Source organism: Streptomyces sp. NPDC101178, from assembly GCF_044767965.1.
Lineage (GTDB): Bacteria > Actinomycetota > Actinomycetes > Streptomycetales > Streptomycetaceae > Streptomyces.
This window is the reverse complement of record NZ_JBIWOZ010000002.1, coordinates 187,189-207,959: the sequence shown is the minus strand read 5'-3', so window position 1 is coordinate 207,959 and position 20,771 is coordinate 187,189. Positions and strand designations below refer to the sequence as shown.

The 20,771-nt window shown below is 70.8% G+C and carries 20 protein-coding genes; 15 read left to right on the top strand and 5 right to left on the bottom strand.

The annotated features are described in order from the left end of the window. Positions 1-31 precede the first annotated feature (31 nt). The 3 genes from ACIRR8_RS05090 to ACIRR8_RS05080 all read left to right on the top strand — a co-directional run bounded on the left by ACIRR8_RS05090 (position 32) and on the right by ACIRR8_RS05080 (position 6,084). Entirely contained in the window at positions 32-1,444 is a 1,413-nt protein-coding gene (locus tag ACIRR8_RS05090; RefSeq protein WP_404059100.1) for a GH1 family beta-glucosidase, read from the top strand. 106 nt (positions 1,445-1,550) lie between these two features. Beyond that, positions 1,551-4,649 carry a glycoside hydrolase family 3 N-terminal domain-containing protein gene (locus ACIRR8_RS05085; protein ID WP_404059097.1) on the top strand — a complete coding sequence of 1,033 codons (3,099 nt, stop codon included), beginning with the start codon at positions 1,551-1,553 and terminating at the stop codon, positions 4,647-4,649. Positions 4,650-4,707: 58 nt separating this feature from the next. Next, positions 4,708-6,084, top strand: a complete 1,377-nt coding sequence (locus ACIRR8_RS05080; protein ID WP_404059094.1) for a hypothetical protein — start codon at positions 4,708-4,710, stop codon at positions 6,082-6,084. A gap of 64 nt (positions 6,085-6,148) precedes the next feature. Here ACIRR8_RS05080 and ACIRR8_RS05075 read toward each other — a convergent pair whose 3' ends face one another. Beyond that, a complete protein-coding gene (locus ACIRR8_RS05075) occupies positions 6,149-7,156 on the bottom strand; it encodes a YdcF family protein (protein ID WP_404060660.1) in 1,008 nt (335 codons plus the stop codon). A 121-nt stretch (positions 7,157-7,277) separates the two neighbouring features. Between ACIRR8_RS05075 and ACIRR8_RS05070 the strand changes: the two genes are divergently transcribed. The 5 genes from ACIRR8_RS05070 to ACIRR8_RS05050 all read left to right on the top strand — a co-directional run bounded on the left by ACIRR8_RS05070 (position 7,278) and on the right by ACIRR8_RS05050 (position 11,421). Further along, the gene (locus ACIRR8_RS05070) at positions 7,278-7,784 is read left to right on the top strand and encodes a hypothetical protein (protein ID WP_404059092.1); all 507 of its coding nucleotides are present in this window, start codon (positions 7,278-7,280) and stop codon (positions 7,782-7,784) included. A 54-nt stretch (positions 7,785-7,838) separates the two neighbouring features. Further along, positions 7,839-8,072 carry a hypothetical protein gene (locus tag ACIRR8_RS05065; RefSeq protein WP_030574839.1) on the top strand — a complete coding sequence of 78 codons (234 nt, stop codon included), beginning with the start codon at positions 7,839-7,841 and terminating at the stop codon, positions 8,070-8,072. Between the two features lie 189 nt (positions 8,073-8,261). Further along, a complete protein-coding gene (locus tag ACIRR8_RS05060; protein WP_404060657.1) occupies positions 8,262-9,122 on the top strand; it encodes a GyrI-like domain-containing protein in 861 nt (286 codons plus the stop codon). Positions 9,123-9,298: 176 nt separating this feature from the next. Beyond that, the gene (locus tag ACIRR8_RS05055) at positions 9,299-9,541 is read left to right on the top strand and encodes a hypothetical protein (protein WP_404059089.1); all 243 of its coding nucleotides are present in this window, start codon (positions 9,299-9,301) and stop codon (positions 9,539-9,541) included. A 917-nt stretch (positions 9,542-10,458) separates the two neighbouring features. Then, positions 10,459-11,421, top strand: a complete 963-nt coding sequence (locus ACIRR8_RS05050) for an NAD(P)/FAD-dependent oxidoreductase (protein ID WP_404060654.1) — start codon at positions 10,459-10,461, stop codon at positions 11,419-11,421. 42 nt (positions 11,422-11,463) lie between these two features. Here ACIRR8_RS05050 and ACIRR8_RS05045 read toward each other — a convergent pair whose 3' ends face one another. After that, positions 11,464-12,069, bottom strand: coding sequence for a hypothetical protein (locus ACIRR8_RS05045; protein WP_404059086.1), 606 nt, complete (start codon positions 12,067-12,069; stop codon positions 11,464-11,466). A 487-nt stretch (positions 12,070-12,556) separates the two neighbouring features. Here ACIRR8_RS05045 and ACIRR8_RS05040 point away from each other — a divergent pair, with 487 nt between their 5' ends. Further along, positions 12,557-13,051, top strand: coding sequence for an RICIN domain-containing protein (locus ACIRR8_RS05040; RefSeq protein WP_404059084.1), 495 nt, complete (start codon positions 12,557-12,559; stop codon positions 13,049-13,051). Positions 13,052-13,066: 15 nt separating this feature from the next. Here ACIRR8_RS05040 and ACIRR8_RS05035 read toward each other — a convergent pair whose 3' ends face one another. Both ACIRR8_RS05035 and ACIRR8_RS05030 read right to left on the bottom strand, forming a co-directional pair. Continuing rightward, positions 13,067-13,540 carry a hypothetical protein gene (locus ACIRR8_RS05035; protein ID WP_404060651.1) on the bottom strand — a complete coding sequence of 158 codons (474 nt, stop codon included), beginning with the start codon at positions 13,538-13,540 and terminating at the stop codon, positions 13,067-13,069. A gap of 87 nt (positions 13,541-13,627) precedes the next feature. After that, a complete protein-coding gene (locus tag ACIRR8_RS05030) occupies positions 13,628-14,008 on the bottom strand; it encodes a winged helix-turn-helix transcriptional regulator (RefSeq protein ID WP_404059081.1) in 381 nt (126 codons plus the stop codon). 109 nt (positions 14,009-14,117) lie between these two features. On the opposite strand from ACIRR8_RS05030, the gene ACIRR8_RS05025 reads away from it, so the two are divergent. The 3 genes from ACIRR8_RS05025 to ACIRR8_RS05015 all read left to right on the top strand — a co-directional run bounded on the left by ACIRR8_RS05025 (position 14,118) and on the right by ACIRR8_RS05015 (position 16,660). Further along, positions 14,118-14,525: a RidA family protein gene (locus ACIRR8_RS05025; RefSeq protein WP_404059079.1), complete on the top strand. Its 408-nt coding sequence runs from the start codon at positions 14,118-14,120 to the stop codon at positions 14,523-14,525. A 176-nt stretch (positions 14,526-14,701) separates the two neighbouring features. Then, on the top strand, positions 14,702-14,968 hold the full coding sequence (locus ACIRR8_RS05020) for a GlsB/YeaQ/YmgE family stress response membrane protein (RefSeq protein ID WP_404059076.1): 267 nt from the start codon (positions 14,702-14,704) through the stop codon (positions 14,966-14,968). Positions 14,969-15,136: 168 nt separating this feature from the next. Then, positions 15,137-16,660 (top strand): catalase, encoded by a 1,524-nt coding sequence (locus ACIRR8_RS05015; RefSeq protein ID WP_404059073.1) that lies wholly within the window; start codon positions 15,137-15,139, stop codon positions 16,658-16,660. Between the two features lie 275 nt (positions 16,661-16,935). Here ACIRR8_RS05015 and ACIRR8_RS05010 read toward each other — a convergent pair whose 3' ends face one another. Further along, a complete protein-coding gene (locus ACIRR8_RS05010; protein WP_404059070.1) occupies positions 16,936-17,508 on the bottom strand; it encodes an MSMEG_1061 family FMN-dependent PPOX-type flavoprotein in 573 nt (190 codons plus the stop codon). Between the two features lie 214 nt (positions 17,509-17,722). Between ACIRR8_RS05010 and ACIRR8_RS05005 the strand changes: the two genes are divergently transcribed. The 3 genes from ACIRR8_RS05005 to ACIRR8_RS04995 are packed head-to-tail and all read left to right on the top strand — an operon-like array spanning position 17,723 to position 20,716. Further along, a complete protein-coding gene (locus tag ACIRR8_RS05005; protein ID WP_404059067.1) occupies positions 17,723-18,793 on the top strand; it encodes a FecCD family ABC transporter permease in 1,071 nt (356 codons plus the stop codon). Continuing rightward, the gene (locus ACIRR8_RS05000) at positions 18,790-19,860 is read left to right on the top strand and encodes a FecCD family ABC transporter permease (protein ID WP_404059064.1); all 1,071 of its coding nucleotides are present in this window, start codon (positions 18,790-18,792) and stop codon (positions 19,858-19,860) included. Before ACIRR8_RS05005 ends, ACIRR8_RS05000 begins: the two co-directional genes overlap by 4 nt. Before the next feature lies 1 nt (position 19,861). After that, entirely contained in the window at positions 19,862-20,716 is an 855-nt protein-coding gene (locus ACIRR8_RS04995) for an ABC transporter ATP-binding protein (RefSeq protein WP_404059061.1), read from the top strand. Positions 20,717-20,771: the final 55 nt, after the last annotated feature.

Sequence of the window (20,771 nt, the reverse complement as noted above, 5' to 3'; positions counted from 1 at the left end):
CCAGGCTCCTCCCTCTACGTACGGAGACCGGATGAACCTCGCCACCACCCCGCAGCGACTCCTCCGTCCCACCGCGGTACGCGGACTCCCGGCCGGCTTCCGCTGGGGCGTCGCCACCTCCTCGTACCAGATCGAAGGAGCGGCCGCCGAGGACGGCCGTACGCCCTCCATCTGGGACACCTTCTGCCGGGTGCCCGGCGCCGTCGAAGGCGGTGAGAACGGGGACGTGGCCTGCGACCACTACCACCGGATGCCCGAGGACGTGGAGCTGATCGCGGGCCTCGGCGTCGACACGTACCGCTTCTCGCTCGCCTGGCCCCGCATCCAGCCGGGCGGCCGGGGCCCGGCGAACACGAAGGGGCTCGACTTCTACAAGCGGCTCATCGACGAGCTCCACGGGCGCGGCGTCACACCGTGGATCACGCTCTACCACTGGGACCTGCCGCAGGAGCTGGAGGACGCGGGCGGCTGGCCGGTACGGGACACCGCGCTGCGGTTCGCCGAGTACGCCTCCCTCGCGTACGAGGCACTCGGCGACCAGGTCGAGCACTGGACCACGCTCAACGAGCCCTGGTGCTCGGCGATGCTCGGTTACGCGTACGGCCTCCACGCCCCCGGCCGCCAGGACTTCGGCGCCTCGATGCACGCCGTCCACCACCTGCTCCTGGGCCACGGGCTCGCGGCGCGGGCGATGCGGGAGGCGGCGGGAAGCAGCCCGCTGGAACTCGGCATCACCCTCAACCTCGGCACCGCCACGCCGGAGACGCCGAGCGAGGCGGACCGGGAGGCGTGCCGCCGCGCCGACGGCATGGGCACCCGCCTCTACCTGGACCCGCTCGTCCACGGCCGCTACCCGGAGGACATCGTCACGGACCTGGCCGCCCAGAATATCGAACTCCCAGTGGAGGATGGCGACTTGGCGGCCATCTCCACACCTCTCGACATCCTCGGCGTCAACTTCTACCGAGGCATGCAGTTCTCGGGCACCACCGAGGACGGATCACCGACCGACGCCGAAGGGCTGCCCGTCGTCCGGGTGGTGGAGCGGGATCTGCCGCGTACGGCCATGGACTGGGAGATCACGCCGACCGAACTCACCGACCTGCTGGTCCGGTTGGAGAACGACTACGGGCTGCCGACCGTCATCACCGAGAACGGTGCCGCCTTCGATGACACCGTGGCCGCCGACGGCACGGTTCCGGACGCCGACCGCACCGCGTATCTCGCGGATCACATCGACGCGGTCGTCGCCGCCCGTGCCCAAGGAGCGGATATCCGGGGATACTTCGCCTGGTCGTTGATGGACAACTTCGAGTGGGCCTACGGCTACGACAAGCGGTTCGGCATCGTCCGCGTCGACTACGCCACTCAGGCCCGCACGCTCAAGGACAGCGCCAAGTGGTACCGCGACACGATCCGGCTCACCCGGGACGAGCAGCGGTAGCCCTCCACAGGCCTTGCCCATAACCCCACAGACCCCTCCAGAACTCCACAGACCCCTTCCCCTCTCCAGTGACCCACCTGACCCCGAAATGAGAGCGCTCTCAAAAATGTCCCGCATCCCGCACCTCCGCCCCCGCAAGGGCAGAAGCAGACCCGCCACGGCCGCCCTGGCCGCCGCCGCGGTCCTGGCCACCCTCCTCGCCGGAGCCGCGCCCAGCCAGGCCGCCGCCGAGGACCCGGCCCCCGTCCTCATCGACCGCTTCGAAGGCGAGGTGCCGCTCGGCAACAACCCGCCCGCCGACGCCATCTTCACCTGGGGCGGCAACGCCACCGACCATCCGCAGCTGAAGCTCGCCGAGCGCGCGGACGCGCCCGAGGGCGGACACGTCCTCGAAGGCTCCTACGACATCAGCGCCTGGGGCGGGTTCAGCCACGAGTTCGCCGTGGACACCCCGCCGCAGAACTGGACCGCGCACAAGGGCATCCGCTTCTGGTGGTACGGCCAGAACACCGCGCCGCTGCCCCCCGGTTCGGGCAAGCGGATCAACTTCGAGATCAAGGACGGCGGCGCGAACGGCGGCGCCTCCGAGCTGTGGACCACCTCCTTCACCGACGACTGGGAGGGCTGGCAGCTCGTCGAGATCCCGTTCGCCGACTTCGTCTACCGGGCCGACTACCAGCCCGTCGGCGGCATCGACCAGATCCTCGGCCTGAACGAGATGTGGGGCTACGCCTTCACCATGCCGACCGGTGCCCCCGGCACCTTCGCCCTGGACGCCGTCGAGCTGTACGGCAAGGCGGACCCGGCGCTCACCGCGAGCGTGGTGACGAACGCGGCCGTGCACCCGGTGAAGAACGGCGCGAGCGCGGACATCACGCTCTCCGTCGCCACCACCGGCTCCATCCCGACCGAGGAGCCGGTCACCGTCTCGTACGCCACCAAGGGCGGCACGGCGGTCGCGGGCAAGGACTACACACCGGTCACCGGCACCCACACCTTCCCGGCCGGCACCGCCTCCGGCACCACGCACAAGGTGACCGTCCGCACCGCGAAGGCGTCCAAGCCCTCGGAGGCGAAGACGATCCCGCTGGAGCTGACCGTCACCGGAGCCAAGGCCCCGGCGGAGCACCCGCAGGTCGTCATCGACGCCCACGGCCTCCCGTACCAGAACGCCAAGCTGCCGGTGAAGCAGCGGGTCGCGGACCTGCTGGCGCGGATGTCCCCGGCCGAGAAGGCCGGCCAGATGACCCAGGCCGAGCGCAACGCGCTCCGCACGCCCGGTGACATCGCCGCGTACGACCTCGGCTCGCTGCTCTCCGGCGGCGGCTCGGTCCCCACGCCCAACACCCCCGCCGCCTGGGCCAAGATGGTCGACGCCTACCAGCTGCGCGCGCAGGCCACCCGCTTCCAGATCCCGCTGATCTACGGCGTGGACGCGGTGCACGGCCACAACAACGTCGTCGGCGCGACGATCATGCCGCACAACATCGGCATCGGCGCGGGCCGCGACCCGAAGAGCGCGGAGAGGACCGGCGCTATCACCGCGAAGGAAGTCCGCTCCACCGGCGTGCCGTGGGACTTCGCGCCGTGCGTCTGCGTCACGCGCGACGAGCGCTGGGGCCGCTCCTACGAGGCGTTCGGTGAGGACCCGGCGCTGGTCGAGGCCATGGAGACGGTCATCCAGGGCATGCAGGGCGCGCCGTCCGGCAAGGACCTGCACCGCAACGACAAGGTGCTCGGCAGCGCCAAGCACTTCGTCGGCGACGGCGGCACCGAGTACGGCTCCGCCACCACCGGCTCGTACACCATCGACCAGGGCATCACCAAGGTCACCCGCCAGGAGCTGGAGGCGGTCCACCTGTCGCCGTTCGCGGAGTCGGTCAAGCGGGGTGTCGGCACGATCATGCCGTCGTACTCCTCGCTCGACATCATCGGCGACGACCAGGGCCCGCTGAAGATGCACGCCCACGCCGAGATGATCAACGGCGTCCTCAAGGACCGCATGGGCTTCGAGGGCTTCGTCATCAGCGACTGGCAGGCCATCGACCAGATCCCCGGCGACTACCCGAGCGACGTCCGTACGTCCATCAACGCCGGACTCGACATGATCATGGTCCCGACCGCGTACCAGGAGTTCACCAAGACGCTGAAGGAAGAGGTCGCGGCGGGCCGGATCAGCCAGGCCCGGATCGACGACGCGGTCTCCCGCATCCTCACCCAGAAGTTCCGCCTCGGCCTCTTCGAGAAGCCGTACGCGGACACCACGCACCTGTCCAAGGTCGGCTCGGCCGAGCACCGCGCGGTGGCGCGGGAGGCCGTCGCGAAGTCGCAGGTGCTGCTGAAGAACGAGGGCGCCGTCCTGCCGCTCAAGCCGAACCAGAAGGTGTACGTCGCCGGGTCCAACGCCGACGACATCGGCAACCAGGCCGGCGGCTGGACGATCAGCTGGCAGGGCTCCTCCGGCAGGACCACCCCGGGCACGACGATCCTGGAGGGGATGAAGAAGGCGGCGAAGACCCCCGAGTCCGTCACCTACTCCAAGGACGCCTCGGCCGCCACGGACGGTCACGACGTGGGCGTGGTGGTCGTCGGCGAGACCCCGTACGCCGAAGGCATCGGGGACGTCGGCAACGGCCACGACCTGGAGCTGACGGCCGCCGACCAGGCCGCGGTCGACAAGGTCTGCGCCGCCATGAAGTGCGCGGTGCTCATCGTCTCGGGCCGCCCGCAGCTCATCGGCGACCAGCTCGGCAAGATCAACGCGCTGGTGGCCTCCTGGCTGCCGGGCTCCGAGGGCGACGGCGTGGCCGACGTGCTCTACGGCAAGCGCGCCTTCACCGGCCAGCTGCCGGTGACCTGGCCGAAGTCCGAGGCGCAGCTGCCGATCAACGTCGGGGACACGGCGTACGACCCGCAGTTCCCGTACGGCTGGGGCCTCACGACCCTGAACAGGCCGCCGGCCGGCGGCGAGCTGACCCTGGCGGCCCTGGCTCTCGCCGCGCAGGTCGCGGAGAAGGCGAAGCTGGGGAAGACCCCGGCGGGCAAGGCGATCGTGGACCAGGCGCGGCTGCTGGTCCAGCAGAAGATCAACGGGAAGTTCACGCAGGCGGTGTCGAAGCCGTTCGCGGAGGCGGACCACCTGCTGCTGAAGGGTGACCTGACGGGCGCGGTGGCCAAGCTGCGCACGGCGTACCGGGCCGCGTAGGCACACCGCTCTCCAGGCGGGCGACGGCGTTCGTCGCCCGCCTGGAGTAGCGTTAAGTATGAGGAAACGGTTCTTCCCCACGCTGCTGGCGGGCCTGCTGCTCATCATGGCGGCGGCTGCACTCGCCCTGACCTCCCCTGCGTCGGCCGCCCCCGCGGCGACGATCACCGACGCCGCCCAGGCCCTGCGCGAGGACCCGGTCTTTGTGGATCCGGCCGCCCGCGATCAGCTCTCCGTCGCTGACGAGAAGGCCCTGGAAGCCACCATTCAGAACGCGGACAAGCCGGTCTTCGTCGCCGTCCTGCCCGACACCGAGGCCTTCCCCGAGAAGGGCCTCCTCCAGACCCTGCGCAGCGACACCGGCATCACCGGCGTGTACGCCGTACGCCTCGGCGACGGCTTCGACGCGGGCGCGGACCCCCAGGTCATGCCCACGCGGGCGGTCGACAACCTCACCGCCTCGGTCAAGAACCCGGCCACCGACACCGACGTGACCGCCCAGCTCAACGCCTTCGTCGACCGCGCCGTCGAACAGGCCCGGGGCACCGCCCCCGCCTCCTGGTCCGGTGGCGGCGGCGCGGCCGACGAGTCCGGCGCCCCGGTCTCCGGCCTGATCACGCTCGGCGCCCTGGTCGCGGCGGGCGGCGCGGGTGCGTACGCGATCTCCCGCCGGAACAAGCGTCGAAAGGCGCAGGAGGAGCGGGCGGCGCTGGAGAAGCTCCGGGTCGTGGTCGACGAGGACATCACCGCGTACGGCGAGACCCTGGAGCGCCTGGACTTCCACCCGGCCGAAGCGGGCGCCGACGACACCATGCGCGGCGACTACGAGCGCGCCCTGGACTCCTACGAGAGCGCCAAGACCAAGATGGCCAAGGCCGAGCACCCCTCCGACGTGCGCGGAGTCACCCAGTCCCTGGAGGACGGCCGCTTCTCGCTCGCGGTCCTGGAGGCCCGACGCACGGGGGCGGCGATACCGGCCCGCCGCCCACCGTGCTTCTTCGACCCGCGCCACGGCCCGTCGGTCGCCGACGTGCTCTGGACCCCTTCCGGCGGCGCGTCCCGCGAGGTCCCGGTCTGCGGCGCGGACGAGGCCCGGCTGAGCCAGGGCCAGGACCCCATGAGCCGCACGGTCGACGTCGGCGACGGCCACCGCCGCCCGTACTGGGAGGCGGGCCCGGCCTACGGCCCCTGGGCCGGCGGCTACTTCGGCGGCGGCCTGCTCCCGGGCCTCCTGGTCGGCACCATGCTCGGCTCGATGCTCGCGACACCGGCGTACGCCTCCGAGTACGGCGGCGGTGACTTCGGCGGCGGCGGTGAGTGGGGCGGCGGCGACTTCTCCGGCTCGGACTTCGACACGTCGGGCTTCGGCGGGGGAGGCGGCTTCGGCGACGGCGGCGGGTTCGGTGGCGGCGGCTTCGACGGAGGCGGCTTCTGACCGCCTCCGGCCGGTGGGGGCTACCTCCGGCCGGTGGGGGCTACCTCCGTCCGGTGGGCGGGGCCTACCGCACCGCCCACCACACGAGCACGCCACCGAGGACGATCAGGGAGCACAGCACCACATTGATCCGCTTGTAGTCGACGAGGACGGCGGCGAACTCGCGGAGGGTCGCGTTGGGCCAGAAGTACGCGGCGGTGGGCGAGCCCACGACCTGCCCCCGGATCCGCATCCGGCGGGCGGTGAGGGCGGCCCGGAAGACGTGGTAGTTGTTCGTGACGACGACGCACCGGTAGTCGGGCTTGGCCCGCTCCATGATCGCCTTGCTGAACCGCAGGTTCTCCTCGGTCGACGTCGACCGGTCCTCCCGCTCGATCAGATGGGCCGGAAACCCTTCGGCCACCAGGTGATCGGCCATGGCGTGGGACTCGGGCAGCTCCTCGTCCGGCCCTTGTCCGCCGGAGGTGATGAGCACGGGCGAGCCCCCGCGCCTGGCGAGCCGCGCGTGCACGTCCTGCCCCCGCTTCAGCCGGCTCGCGAGGAGCGGCGGCACGGTGGTGCCGCCGATGAGCCCGGACCCCAGCACGACCACGAAGTCGGCCTTACGGCGCACGCGCAGGCGCCCGTAGAGAAACGCGTAACAGACGAAGCACAGGAACAGGAACGAGAAGTAGAGCGCCAGCCCACCGGCGGCGGCCGCCACCCCGATCAGCACCGGATTCCGCACGCTCACGGCGGTGGCCAGCAGCGCGACGACCCCGACGATGGCGAGGGCGGCGCCCAGCGAGAGCAGGTTGGACGGACTCCTGCCCTCCTTGCGCAGCATCCGTACGCCGTTGACGAAGAGGAAGTACGTCAGCAGAAGGACGGCCACCGCCCCCAGCACGAGCAACGACCAGGCGGCGACCGCGCCCGAGGTGGACTCGGACCGGATGAGCTCGTACAGCCAGGCCGCGAGTGCGCAGAGCACGGCAAGCCCCAGAACGACGGCGTTACTGAACTTCCTGCGGTCGTGCAGCACGCTCACGCAGAAGACAAGGAAGAGGAGCGCCGCAGGGGCGTAGACGAGCATGGGCACAGGGTAGGCGGCGGGGTCCGGGCGGTTGACGGCGAGGTGGCTCCCGGTGATGACCGGAAACAGCCGCTGTGTCAGGCTGCGGCGCATGGGGTGGACATACAAGGTGCATGGGGGAGTGGCTGCCGGGTCGGGCGCCGTGGTGCTGGCGTTGGCCGCGCTGACGTGGATGCCGGGGACTCTGCCGCTGTTCGAGCCGCAGTGGCCCATGGTGGTGGCGTTTCTGCTGGGCTTCCTGGCCCTCTTGTCGGCGCTCGCACGCGTCCTGCCGGCAGGGTCGGACAAGAGCCAACTGTGGCAGGCCTTCCGGTGTCTTCCCGGCAGAGCGCAGACGGGACTTGCGGCCCTGGCCGTGGTGGGTGCACTCCTGGCGTTCGGCGCAGGGGCGGGGGATTCGAGAGACGTCGAGGTGAGGGACGGCAGCTACTTCGCCTACGACGCGCAGGCGCACCGCATGGTCGAGGTCGCGCAGAGCGAGTACCAGGCCCTCCTGCCGGGCAGCCGCCGGATGTTCTTCGCGATCCCGGGCGTGCTGCTCGTCGGCGCCTCCTGCATGGTGCTGGCCGCAGGGGAGCTGCGCCGGGCCGACCGTGGGCCGGTGGGTGCCGGAACCGGCCACCGCTGACGGCGCGTGAATTCAGGGCGTGCCCTTTGTGGGGTGTGAGCCGTTGAACCGGTCATGAAGAAGCGAAGCGTTCTCGCCGCCGTCACTCTCGCCACCGGAGCGGTCATCGCCGCCATCGCCCCGCACCCCGGAGGCGGGGACACCGCCCACGCCGCTGAGCCGCCCATCAGCCTCGGCGCACTGGACAACGTCAGCGAGCTCGGCAAGGTGGTCGACGGTGCGGCGGAGACGACCTCCTCCACCGCGGGCACGGTGACCACCACCCTCTCCGACGCCCGGTTCAGCTGAACCGACAGACAGACGACAAGGCGGCCCACCGGGAAGATCCGGTGGGCCGCCTTGTCGCGTGCCCGGCTTTCGCTCCCGACCGACCGACCGACCGATCCCGGCACGGACGGTCGGGTCCGACAGGCTGGACCCTTCCTACGGTGAACGGGAAAGGAAGGCGGGACAGGGTTGGAACGACTGAACGAGGCCATGGACCACATCGAGTCCCATCTCGGTGAGCGCATCGAGGCCGCGGAACTGGCGCGCATCGCCATGACCTCGGAGTACCACTTCCGCCGGATGTTCTCCGCGCTGGCGGGCGTTCCGCTGGCGGAGTACATCCGCCGTCGCCGTATGACCCTCGCGGGCGCCGAGGTCCTCGGAGACCCGGACCGGACGCTGCTGGACGTGGCCGTGCGGTACGGCTACGACACGGGGGAGGGCTTCGCCCGCGCGTTCCGGTCGGTGCACGGCATCGGACCGGGTGAGGCCCGGCGGAGCGGTGCGGTCCTGCGGTCCCAGCAACGCCTGACCTTCCGGCTCGTCGTCGAAGGGAGCAGTGCCATGCGCTACAGGCTGGTGGAGAAGGAAGCGTTCCGGGTGGTGGGGAGGAAGGCACGCGTCCCTCTGATCCACGAGGGACCAAATCAAGCCATCGCGGAGTTCATCCGTGGCATCGGCCGGGAGGAGCTGGACCGCATCGCGGCCCTCTCCGACCAGGAGCCGGCCGGACTGGTGGGGGTGAGCGACCAGCTCGACCCGAGCCGGGCGGAGGGCACCGAGCTGGACTACTACCACGGGGTGGTGACCGGTCTGCGGGAGCCTCCGGCGGACCTGGACTCGCTCACCGTACCGGCTGGTTCCTGGGCGGTCTTCGAGAGCGAGGGCCCGTTCCCGCAGGCCCTCCAGCACCTCTGGCGGGACGTGTTCACCCAGTGGTTCCCCTCGAACCCGTACGCCTCCCGGCCCGGCCCGGAGATCCTGCGCGTGCGGCTGTACGAGGAGGGGAAGCGGGCGGAGGCGGAGCTGTGGATCCCGGTGGAGCGGACGGATCGGGGGCCGAGCGCGTAGGCGGGAAAACGCCGGTTTACGGCCAGGGGGCATATGCGCTTCCGTGTTGGTCCAGACCTATTGTGCGAGGGCTCGCCGCTCGCTAGCTTTCTCTCGGCGGCGCGCGCTGATCGGTTCGGCTCTTCCCATTCGCTGATGCACCGTCATGTGCATCGACTGAAAACGGAGTTACCGACATGCGTACACGCATCACCGCGCTCGCGGTCACGGCGGTCGCGGCAGTCGCGATGGTCCTCGGCACAGCCTCCACGGCCTCCGCGACCGGCCCCGGCTTCTGGCTCCGCAGCCACCACGGCAGCCTGGCGGAGTGTCAGGCCGTCGGGAACGCCGGCGCCGACAACGCTCTCTGGAGTCGCGTCTTCATCTGCAACCCGTACGCGGGCAAGCCCGGCGTGTACGAGCTGTGGGTGCGCTACTAGGCCGTCCCGTACTCATGAGGCCGCCCCGCTTTCGGCAGAGATGCCGGGGGCGGGGCGGGCGAGTGCAATGGCTTGAAGTGTCCCTGTTGGTGCGTTTTCGGCAGGTGCGGTCAGGGAATAGTCCGCAGCGGAAGCGAAATCGCCTGCTCGTGAAGTGAGTAGCGAGCTTTTAGCGGGGGTGGGTATGGGGGCTTTCTTGATGCTTCTCGCGGGGTTAGGCGGCCTGGTCGGATGGTGCGCCTTCATCCTGGGGCGGCGAAACCGTACACAGAATTTAGATGGGTTGCTCATCGAGCAGGATGCCACGCAACGAGCGCGGCGGGCGCGGATGGATATGCGCTAGACGCGAACTCGGTCTCGCGCCCTGTGGGGGTGTATACCTCGGACGCGCCGGGCCTGTGTCAATGCGGCGCTGCACCCTGAGCACGGCTCTTGAGGGCGGTGCCGCTGTGCACGTAGGCGCCCCAGGCCGCGGGGTCGACGGTGAGGACGGGGCCGTCGGTCACCTTTGGAGTCGCCCATCTGAATGTGCGGAATGCTCTCCTCCAGAATGAAGTGGAGAAGCGGCCTGGGTTGGCGCTCCAGGATCTTCTGGCGGTCGAACCGGTCCGCCACTCGCTTGTCCTTCATTTCCAGCGGAGCGGATGGAGACGGTGCTCCGGATCGAGCTGCGCGACAGCGGCGTCGGCGAGGTCCGGGCTGCGAACGGCTGGCCGGACGTGGACGACGAGGGTGGCCGCGGGCTGCTGCTGGTCTCGGCTCTGGCGGATGAGTGGGGGCCGCGGAGCGGAATCCCGGCAAGACCGTGTGGTCGAGTTCGGTCTCGGATGACCTTGCCGTTTCGGCAAGCGCATTTGTCGTTGCGTCCGCCCTTTGTGCACCATCTCCACCAACTGGAGGTGGTCCGTATGACCGACATGAAGCAGCAGCGGTACGACGTGGTGATCGTGGGAGGCGGGGCGGCAGGGCTCAGCGGGGCGCTGACCCTGGCGCGGGCCCGGCGCTCCGTGCTGGTGATCGACGCGGGGGAGCCCCGTAACGCTCCCGCGTCCCACGTGCACAACTACCTGGGCCGCGAGTCGACCCCGCCCGGCGAGCTGCTGGCGATCGGGAGGGGCGAGGTGGCCGGGTACGGCGGGGAGGTCGTCGAAGGGCGAGTGGCCTCGGCCGAGCGGCTGCCGGAAGAAGGCGGCTTCCACGTGGTGCTGGAGGACGGCCGGAGCGTCGAGGCGCGCAGGCTCCTGGTGACGACGGGGCTCGTGGACGAGCTGCCGGCCGTACCGGGTCTTGCGGAGCGCTGGGGGCGTGAGGTGCTGCACTGCCCGTACTGCCACGGGCGCGAGGTGGCGGACCGCCCGGTCGGGATCTTGTCCGTCGGCCCTCTCGCCGTACATCAGGCGCTGATGTGGCGGCAGTGGACCGATGACGTCACGCTCTTCCGCCACACGGGCCCGGAGCCGACGGACGAGGAGTACGAGCAGCTCGCCGCGCGGGGTGTGGCCGTGGTGGACGGTGAGGTGGAGGGGCTGGAGGTCGCGGAGGACCGTCTCACCGGCGTACGCCTGGCGGGCGGCCGGGTGATCCCGCGCGAGGCCCTCGTCGTCCAGGCCCGTTTCACCGCCCGTTCGGCCGTGCTCGAATCGCTGGGGCTGGTCCCGGTCGCGCAGGAGATGGGCGGTGAGGTGATCGGTACGTACGTCCCCACCGACCCGGTCGGCGCGACGGAGGTCCCCGGTGTCTGGGCGGCGGGCAACGTCACCCGCCTCACCGAACAGGTCATCGGCGCCGCTGCCGCCGGGCTCATGGCGGCGGGCGCGATCAACGGCGACCTGATCGCCGAGGACACCCGTAACGCGGTTGAGGCGCGGCGGCGGGGCTGAGCGGCGTCGTACGCGGGGGCGGGCGCTCGTAAGGCGGGATGCTCAGGTGCCGGAGGCGAACTCCGCCTCGTCCACCTCGGTCGTCGGGAGCGGCCCGCCCGCCTCGTCGACCCGGTCGGAGGCGAGCAGCCACGCGCCGTCGGTTCCCCGGGCGAAGGTCATGGTGCGGGGGAGTGACGATTCCTCGCACTCCGGCGAGCCGTCCTCGACCTCCTGCGCGGTGAACGCGAAGTAGAGGCGGGTGTGGTCGGTGAGTTGCAGCGTGGCCGTCCCGTCGGTGACGTTCACGGCGGTGACTTCGACGTCGACCCGCGCCTTTGCGTAGCCGATGGAGAGGTCCTCGTACCGCAGGCCCTTCTTCACGAGCGCGGCCAGCTCGCTCCGGGCGCGGGGCGTCATGGCCGGGGTGGTCCGCAGGCGCCCGCTCGCCGCTTCCACGGTCGGACGGGCCGCGGTCAGCATGTCGGCCCGCTGTTGGAGGTACTCCTTAGCGAGCCGCGTGAGTTCGGTGGTGTCGGCGGCGCTCGCCGATGACGTAGTCCGGGGCGGAGGCGTCCCGGTGGGGACCGGCAGGTAGATGAGCGTGAGTACGGCCGCCGTCGCGGTCACGCCTGCGGCGACGATGCGTGCGGGTCCTGGACTGACCATGATCTCTGATCCCCCTGATCACTCCGGTCGCGAGCCGGTCGTCCTGCTGCGTCAGTGCGTCCTGCATGTCAGAAGCACGTGGGCGGACGCACCGTTCCCGAAGGGCGATTTCCGGATCAGGGAATGGCCGGTTCCTGTCCGAAGGCCCGGGAAAACCCCCCGCGGATCCGGCTTCGGCATGTCAGGATCCGGCGCATGTCCGTTCCGCACCTGCGGGGCACCGCTTCACGCAGCCGCCTCCCGGCCGCTACCGGACCACGGGCGGAGAGCTGACCCAGACGCTGGACCGGGGCCGGGGCCGACGTCCGTGCTTCGTAGGCGGGGAGACCGAGGCGGGTCCCGTGGCCGGGGCCCTGGCCCTGTGCGGCGGGGCGGGCGGCGGCTTTGCGCCGCATCACGATCCATTTCCAGCAAGTCGCGTGCAGGGCAGAAGAGTTGAGGGGAATCTTTCAACGCCTCAACTCACCTACCCGAAGGGTTACCCCTCATGGCCGGCGTGCTCCGTAAGCTCCTCGTACCTGCCCTGCTCGCACTGACGCCCTTGACCCTGTCATCGCCCGTGGCGGCAGCCGCCGCTGCTCCCGCCGCCGCCTCCGCCGAAGTGGGGCCGGCTGCCGGTGTCATGTGTCTGAACAGCAACTATCCGACCACCCGCATCGTCAATGTGGTGTCGTGCAGCTCCGGGGCCGGGGAGCGCTGGACCGTCAGCGGGGAGGCGGTCTTCCAGTCGGCGCACCCCGGCATGTGTCTGACCAGCGACTACCCGCGAACCCGGATCGTCAACGTCGAGCCGTGCAACTCCAGCACCCGTCAGCGCTGGACCGTCAGCGGGGAGGCGATCTTCCAGTCGGCGCACCCCGGCATGTGCCTGTCCAGCGACTACCCGCGGACCCGGATCGTCAACGTCGAGCCGTGCAACCCCTCCGGGATCCGGCAGCACTGGACCGTCAGCGGGGAGCAGATCAGCATGACCCTGGTGTGACCCGCTGATCCGCCATCAGGAGGCACCGGGGCTCTGCGGCTTCGGTGCCTTGCGCGCAACGGCGTCCGCACGCAGGGCGATCGCTGCCCAGACACCCGCCAGGACCAGCGCACCCGCCACCATGGCGGCGAGCTCCGGCGTCTCCGGGCGCCAGCCCAGGGAGAGGCGGGTGCCGACGAGGAGGAGGATGACGGCGACCGTGCCCGGCGAGGGGACCGGCACCTTGGCCGCCGCGGCCCGCAGCACGGTCGCCGCCGCTAGGCCGGTGGCGGCCCAGACGGCCAGGTAGGTCCACGGCGACCCCGGGGCGGCGGCGAGCAGCCCGTAGTCGTCGGGGCCGAGGCGGAACAGCGAGCCGGCCCACGCCATGCCCACACCGAGCGCCGTGACGCCCACCACCCACAGGGCGTGGCGCCACAACGGGCCGGGCCGCACGGTCACTTCGTCGTCTGCGAGAACGCCCTCACCGGACGGGTCCAGGAAATCCATCACGCTCCTGAAGACGCCCGGCGGGGCCGGTACGTTGCGTCGGACGGCCATCACTTGTTCGAACCGGGCCGTGCCCCCGTGCCGGGCTCAGCCCGGGAACCGGCCGCGGGCCTCCTCGATGTGGCCGAGGTGCCGCTGCGTCCAGTCGCACATGAGGTGGACCGTCTCCCGCAGGCCCTGGCCCGGCCCGGTGAGGGTGTACTCGACCTTCGGCGGCACGGTGGCGTACACGGTCCGCTCGACCAGGCCGTTGCGCTCCAGCATGCGCAGGTTCTGCGTGAGCATCTTGTGGCTGATGCCGTCGACCTCCTGGAGCACCTCGCTGAAGCGCAGAGTGCGGTCGCCGAGGGCCTCGATGATCAGGAGCGCCCACTTGTTGGCGACGTCCGAGAAGATCTCCCGCGCCAGCGAGTCCGCGCGCCGGAGGTCCGCCTCGTCGGTCGAGCCGCTGAACTGCTTGGTCACCATGAGGTTCCTCCGTCACCCGAAAGTGCGTTCTTCCATGTCAGCGTTGACTCTCCTACGGTTCCTGAGTAACCACAAGAGACCACCAGGTCGTCACGAGGAGGCGCGGAACATGGCCATCACCCTGTTGGACCCCGAGGGGCTGCCCAAGGTCGGCGTGTACCGGCAGGTCGCCGTCGCGACGGGCTCGAAGCTCGTCTTCATCGCCGGGCAGGTCGCCTGGGACGCGGACGGCACCACGGTCGGTGAGGGCGACCTCGCCGCCCAGGTGGAGCGGTGCTACCTCAACATCGGGACCGCGCTGGCCGGGGCCGGGGGTTCCTTCGACGACGTGGTGAAGCTGACGGTGTACGTCGTCGACTGGACGCCCGACAAGATGCCGCGGTTCCTGGAAGGCGCGGCCCGGGCGGCGGCGAAGCTCGGCGTCACCCCGGTCCCGCCGGGCACGCTGGTGGGCGTCGCGGCACTCGACGTACCGGAGCACCTGGTGGAGATCGAGGCGACGGCGGTCCTGGACTGAGACGCCTCCGGCCCATCCGTTCCCGTGCTCTTCCGGCGTAACGCGTCCAGGCGAATGGCGGAGCCCGGGCCGACGGAAGCGCCCGGCTCATGTGTGAGCCTGCGCTTCGGGGATACGCGGAGGGGGCCGGGCGCCACAGGGGTGCCGGTACCTCTGCAACGTAAAGGGAGACTTTCGTGGGCATCATCGCCTGGATCCTCATCGGCCTGTTCGCGGGACTCATCGCCAAGGCGCTGACTCCGGGCAAGGACCCCGGCGGGTGCCTCGTCACGATCGTGATCGGCATCGTGGGTGGTCTGCTCGGCGGCTGGCTGGGCAAGGTGATCTTCGGCGTCGACTCGATCGACGGATTCTTCAGCCTGTCGACGTGGATCGCCGCCATCGTCGGTTCCGTGATCGTTCTGCTGCTCTACCGCGTGGTCACGGGCGGACGGTCCCGCTGACGCGGCCCGGCGCCCCGGCCCGGCATCCGAAGCGTGCCCTGTCTCGTTCTCTCCCTCGACGGGTCGATTCATCCGTATTTGCCTACATTGGCAGAGGGCCAGTAGGGCAGCCGTAGCAGGAGCCATCGCCGAAACATCTGCAGAAGACAAACAAGAGGAAACGACGACATGACCGACACCTCGCGCAAGCCGACCACCTCCGACTCCGGCGCCCCGGTGGAGAGCGACGAGCATTCGCTCACCGTCGGCCCGGGCGGACCGATCCTGCTCCAGGACTCGTACCTGATCGAGCAGATGGCCCAGTTCAACCGCGAACGCATCCCCGAGCGCCAGCCACACGCCAAGGGCAGCGGGGCCTTCGGGAAGTTCGAGGTGACCTCGGACGTGTCGGCGTACACGAAGGCCGCGCTCTTCCAGCCCGGCACCACGACCGACCTGGTCGCCCGGTTCTCCACCGTCGCAGGGGAGCGGGGCAGCCCGGACACCTGGCGGGACCCGCGCGGCTTCGCGGTGAAGTTCTACACCAGCGAAGGCAACTACGACATGGTGGGCAACAACACCCCCGTGTTCTTCGTGAAGGACCCGATGAAGTTCCAGCACTTCATCCGGTCGCAGAAACGCCGTGCGGACAACAACCTCCGCGACCACGACATGCAGTGGGATTTCTGGACGCTCTCGCCGGAGTCGGCGCACCAGGTCACCTGGCTGATGGGCGACCGCGGTATTCCGCGTACCTGGCGCCACATGAACGGCTACACCTCGCACACGTACATGTGGATCAACGCGCAGGGCGAGCGGTTCTGGGTGAAGTACCACTTCAAGACCGACCAGGGCATCGAGACGTTCACGCAGGACGAGGCCGACCAGATGGCCTCGGCGGACACGGACTACCACACGCGTGATCTGTTCGAGCACATCCGCGACGGCGAGTACCCGAGCTGGACGCTGAAGGTCCAGGTCATGCCGTACGAGGACGCCAAGGACTACCGGTTCAACCCGTTCGACCTGACCAAGGTGTGGCCGCACAGCGACTACCCGCTGATCGAGGTCGGCCGGATGACGCTGGACCGCAACCCCACGGACAACCACGCGGAGATCGAGCAGGCGGCGTTCCAGCCGAACAACTTCGTCCCCGGCATCGGCCCGAGCCCGGACCGGATGCTCCTGGGGCGCCTCTTCAGCTACGCGGACGCGCACCGCTACCGCATCGGCGGCAACTACCAGCAGCTGCCCGTCAACGCCCCCGTCGCCCCGGTGCACACGTACTCCAAGGACGGGGCGATGGCGTACCGGAAGACCAGCGACCCGGTCTACGCGCCTAACTCCAAGGGCGGCCCGGCGGCCGACACGGAGCGCTACGGCACCCCGCCGAGCTGGTACGCGGACGGTGACATCACCCGGGCGGCGTACGTCGACCATGCCGAGGACGACGACTGGGGTCAGGCGGGCACGATGGTCCGCGAGGTCCTGGACGACGCGGCGCGGGACCGGCTGGTGGACAACATCGTCGGCCACCTGCTGAACGGCGTGACCGAGCCGGTGCTGCAGCGGGCGTTCCAGTACTGGTCGAACGTGGACAGCGCGCTCGGCAAGCGCATCGAGCAGGGCGTCCGGGCGAAGTCCGGCGAGAAGGACCCGAAGGCGGGGGAGCAGGGCAACCCGGCGCGCTCGTCGATGCAGCACAAGGCCTGATCTCCGGGCGGCACAGGCCCCCGCCCCGTCACCGACGGGGCGGGTGCCTGTCGTGTGCCGGACAGAAAGGGTGGTTCCCCTTCCCGCGAGGCAGGGGAATCACGGGAGGGGCGGAAAGTGGCGGTGGTTCGGGTTCACGCTTTTACGCGAGGCAGCACGCGGGGGAGCCGGCGGCCTACGAGTGTCGCATGGCAGGACGAGCCGGACATCTGACGACCGCCTGCCGCATATCGACCAGAGGCAGGGCCCTGCCAGAGGCAGGGCCCTGCCAGGGGCTACGCCCCCTCCCACGTCTCCGGCGCCCACACCCCCGACCGCCGCAGCGCGTTCGAGCAGTGGCGGAAGATCTCGTCGATCTCGACGACCAGGGCGAGCTTCGGGCGCTGGCCCTTCAACGTCATCGCGTCGAAGAACGGGGCGTCCGTGAGGATGCGGGCACGGCCGTTGACGCGGAGGACGTCCATCGCGCCGGGTATCAGGTAGAGCAGGCCCACGTGCGGGTTGGACAGGATGTTGTGGAAGCTGTCCGCACGACGGTTGCCCAGGCGGTCGGGGAGGGCCAGGGTGCCGGGGTCCAGGACGTGGGTGAAGCCGGGGCCGTCGCCGCGCGGGGTGACGTCGCAGTTGCCGGCGGCGTCGGAGGTGGAGACCGCGCAGAACGGGGAGCGGGCCAGCAGGTCCAGGTCGTCCTCGGTGAGCCGGTCGTGGACCTTGTCGATCACGATCGGGTGCGGGGTGCCCAGGATCTCGCGCAGCTCCTCCGCCGAGCCCAGAGGCACGGCCCCGGCCAGCGGGCCGGAGGTGAGCGGGCCGGAGATGGGGGTGGCGGGGTCGGCGGCGTAGGGCAAGGAAGCGCTCCGGGCTCGTGGGGTGCGGCGGTGTGGGGTCGGACCGGCGCTGTTAGGGTGACCTTACTTTGGGTCCCCTGTCACGCCTTCTCCGGGGTGCCCGGGTGCGGACGGCCGCGCGCCGGAGCGCCCCGCCGACAGAACGCGCCGATGAGCAAGGGTGAGACACCGTGCACCACCGTAATCCGGCAGCCGCCGCCCCGGCGGCGAGGCCGTGAGCGGCTCGACCCTCCTGACCAAGGAGAAAGCGGCGGACGGCAGCGGGAAGGAGATGAGGGCCAAGCGCAGCCGGCCCGTCCTCGCCCTCGGGCTCCTGGCCTCCCTCGGCGTCCTGGTCCTCGTCGTCGCGGCGAGCCTCGCCATCGGCTCCGGAGACGTACCCCTCCGCGACGTGCTGCCCGGCGTCTTCGACCCCGACCTCACCGTCAAGGGCCAGCTGGTCATCCAGGAGGTCCGCATCCCGCGTACCGTCGCCGGGCTGCTCGCCGGTGCGGCGCTCGGCCTCGCGGGGACGGTCATGCAGGGCGTCGCCCGTAACCCCCTCGCCGACCCCCAGCTCCTCGGCATCAACGCGGGCGCGTCCGTCGCCGTCGTCTGCTCGATCACGCTGTTCGGTTTCACCGTCGCCACCCAGTTCATCTGGTTCGGCTTCCTCGGCGCGCTGCTCGCCGCCCTGCTCGTCTACGGGGTCGGCTCGCTGGGGCGGGAGGGCGCGACGCCCGTGAAGCTGGCCCTGGCCGGAGCCGCCACCGCCGCCGTCCTCACCTCGATCACCAGCGCGATCCTGCTCCAGGACCGGGGGAGCTACGACCAGTTCCGGTTCTGGCAGCTCGGCGCGCTGACCGCCCGTTCTTCCGAGGTGCTCTGGCAGGTCTCGCCGTTCATCCTCGTCGGAGCCGTACTCGCCCTCGCCCTCGGGCCGCAGCTCAACGCCCTCTCGCTCGGCGACGACCTCGCGCGCGGCCTCGGCCAGCGGGTCGGAGCCGCGCGGATGATCTCCGCCGGTGCCGTGGTGGTGCTCTGCGGTGCCGCCACCGTCGTCGCCGGGCCCATCGGCTTCGTCGGCCTCGCCGTACCGCACGCCGCCCGCCTGATCACCGGGCCGGACTACCGCTGGGTGCTGCCGTACAGCATGGTCCTCGCCCCGATCATGCTGCTCGTCGCGGACATCATCGGCCGCGTGATCGCCCCGCCCGGCGAGGTGCAGGTCGGCGTGATCACCGCCGCGATCGGCTGCATCCCGTTCATCTGGCTCGTCCGGCGCAGGAAGCTGGTGGAACTGTGAGCCTCGTCGCCAAGGACGCCGGTGCGGACCGGCTCGCCGACGCCGTACGGCAGATCGACGCCGTACGCGGGCGGCGGCGCCGGCGGTCCGTGACCGTCGCGGCCGTCCTGCTCGTCGCCGTGGTCGCCGTCTTCGGCCTCTCGCTCAGCGTCGGGGACATGGTCATGCCGATCGGGAAGGTCGTCGAGACCCTCCTCGGAGGCGGCGACGGAGGCTCGCGGTTCGTCGTCCTGGAGCTCCGGCTGCCCCGCGCCCTCCTCGCGGTCCTCGTCGGCACCGCGTTCGGCCTCTCCGGCGGGGTCTTCCAGACCGTGCTGCGCAACCCGCTCGCCAGCCCGGACCTCATCGGCATCAGCGCCGGGGCCAGCGCCGTCGCCGTCACCGCCGCGCTGCTCTTCCAGGTCAGCGGACTCGCGCTCTCCGCGTGCGCGCTGATCGGCGCGATCGGCGCCGGAGCCGCGATCTATCTGCTCGCCTGGCGGCAGGGCGTCGCCGGGCAGCGGCTCGTCCTCGTCGGGATCGGCGTCGGCATGGGCCTCTCCAGCGTGGTCTGGTACGTCATGGCCCGCTCCGACGTCACCGACGCGCAGGAGGCCTTCCGGTGGCTGGCGGGCAGCCTCAACGGGCGCTCCTGGAACCAGTTCTGGCCGATCCTCGGGGCGCTCGCGCTCCTCGTCCCGCTCACCGCCGTCGCCGCGCACGCCCTGCGGCCCCTCCAGCTGGGTGACGACGCCGCAGCCGGACTCGGTACGAAGGTGGAGCCGAGCCGGCTCGCCCTGCTCGGGTGCGCCACGGCACTGGCGGGGGTCGCCACGGCGGCGGCCGGGCCCGTCGGGTTCGTGGCCTTCGTCGCCGCGCCGATCGCCCGCCGGCTGGTACCGGGCCGGGGCGCGGCCCTGCCGCACGCGGCGCTGACCGGCGCGCTGCTGGTGCTGGTCGCCGACTTCGCCGCCCAGCACATGCTGCCCTCGGTGCAGCTGCCGGTGGGCGTGGTCACCAGCATCATCGGCGCGCCGTACCTGCTCCTGCTCCTGGCCCGCGCCAACCGCGTCGGCAGCGGAGGCTGAGATGCCGGTTCCTCGAGACGACGACAACGAAAGGCGTGGCCCGGTCGTGGCTGAGCACACTCTTCAAGCCCGGGACGTCCGGCTCGGCTACGGCGACCGGGAGATCGTCGCCGGTCTGACGGTGACCGTCCCGCCCGGGAAGATCACAGTCATCGTCGGCCCCAACGCCTGCGGCAAGTCGACGCTGCTGCGCGCGATGGCCCGGCTGCTCGCGCCCTCCGCCGGCGCGGTGCTCCTGAACGGCCGGTCGATCCAGGAGATGCCGACCAAGGAGGTCGCGGCCGTCCTCGGCATCCTGCCGCAGAGCCCCACCGCTCCCGAGGGCATCACCGTCTCCGACCTGGTCGGCCGCGGCCGCTACCCGCACCAGGGCTGGTTCCGCCGCTGGGGCGCGGAGGACGACGAGGCGGTCGCGCAGGCGCTGCTCTCCACCGACGTACTGGAGCTGGCCGACCGGCCGGTGGACGAGCTGTCCGGCGGCCAGCGCCAGCGGGTGTGGATCGCGATGGCGCTGGCGCAGCGGACGGACATCCTGCTGCTGGACGAGCCGACGACGTATCTGGACGCCAGCCACCAGCTCGACGTGCTGGACCTGCTCACCGACCTCAACCGGGAGCGCGGGGTGACGATGGTGGCCGTGCTGCACGACCTGAACCTCGCCTGCCGGTACGCGGACCACATGATCGCCATGAAGGACGGGCGGATCCTGGCGGAGGGCCGGCCGGTCGACATCGTGACGGAAGAGCTGGTCGGCGAGGTGTTCGGGATGCGCTGCTCGGTGATCGCGGACCCGGCGTCGGCCACGCCGATGGTGGTGCCGCTGGGCCGCCACCATGTGAAGGACCCGGCGGCCTGATCTACGTACGGAGACGATTCGGACCGTACGACCCCACCCGATGGCACCGTTGTCA

What these genes read in the sequence shown, in the direction of transcription:
- ACIRR8_RS05090 (WP_404059100.1), top strand. Translation starts at nt 32, where the DNA reads ATGAACCTCGCCACCACCCCGCAGCGACTCCTCCGTCCCACCGCGGTA.
- ACIRR8_RS05085 (WP_404059097.1), top strand. Translation starts at nt 1,551, where the DNA reads ATGTCCCGCATCCCGCACCTCCGCCCCCGCAAGGGCAGAAGCAGACCC.
- ACIRR8_RS05080 (WP_404059094.1), top strand. Translation starts at nt 4,708, where the DNA reads ATGAGGAAACGGTTCTTCCCCACGCTGCTGGCGGGCCTGCTGCTCATC.
- ACIRR8_RS05075 (WP_404060660.1), bottom strand. Translation starts at nt 7,156, where the DNA reads ATGCTCGTCTACGCCCCTGCGGCGCTCCTCTTCCTTGTCTTCTGCGTG.
- ACIRR8_RS05065 (WP_030574839.1), top strand. Translation starts at nt 7,839, where the DNA reads ATGAAGAAGCGAAGCGTTCTCGCCGCCGTCACTCTCGCCACCGGAGCG.
- ACIRR8_RS05060 (WP_404060657.1), top strand. Translation starts at nt 8,262, where the DNA reads ATGGACCACATCGAGTCCCATCTCGGTGAGCGCATCGAGGCCGCGGAA.
- ACIRR8_RS05055 (WP_404059089.1), top strand. Translation starts at nt 9,299, where the DNA reads ATGCGTACACGCATCACCGCGCTCGCGGTCACGGCGGTCGCGGCAGTC.
- ACIRR8_RS05050 (WP_404060654.1), top strand. Translation starts at nt 10,459, where the DNA reads ATGAAGCAGCAGCGGTACGACGTGGTGATCGTGGGAGGCGGGGCGGCA.
- ACIRR8_RS05045 (WP_404059086.1), bottom strand. Translation starts at nt 12,069, where the DNA reads ATGGTCAGTCCAGGACCCGCACGCATCGTCGCCGCAGGCGTGACCGCG.
- ACIRR8_RS05040 (WP_404059084.1), top strand. Translation starts at nt 12,557, where the DNA reads ATGGCCGGCGTGCTCCGTAAGCTCCTCGTACCTGCCCTGCTCGCACTG.
- ACIRR8_RS05035 (WP_404060651.1), bottom strand. Translation starts at nt 13,540, where the DNA reads ATGGATTTCCTGGACCCGTCCGGTGAGGGCGTTCTCGCAGACGACGAA.
- ACIRR8_RS05030 (WP_404059081.1), bottom strand. Translation starts at nt 14,008, where the DNA reads ATGGTGACCAAGCAGTTCAGCGGCTCGACCGACGAGGCGGACCTCCGG.
- ACIRR8_RS05025 (WP_404059079.1), top strand. Translation starts at nt 14,118, where the DNA reads ATGGCCATCACCCTGTTGGACCCCGAGGGGCTGCCCAAGGTCGGCGTG.
- ACIRR8_RS05015 (WP_404059073.1), top strand. Translation starts at nt 15,137, where the DNA reads ATGACCGACACCTCGCGCAAGCCGACCACCTCCGACTCCGGCGCCCCG.
- ACIRR8_RS04995 (WP_404059061.1), top strand. Translation starts at nt 19,862, where the DNA reads ATGCCGGTTCCTCGAGACGACGACAACGAAAGGCGTGGCCCGGTCGTG.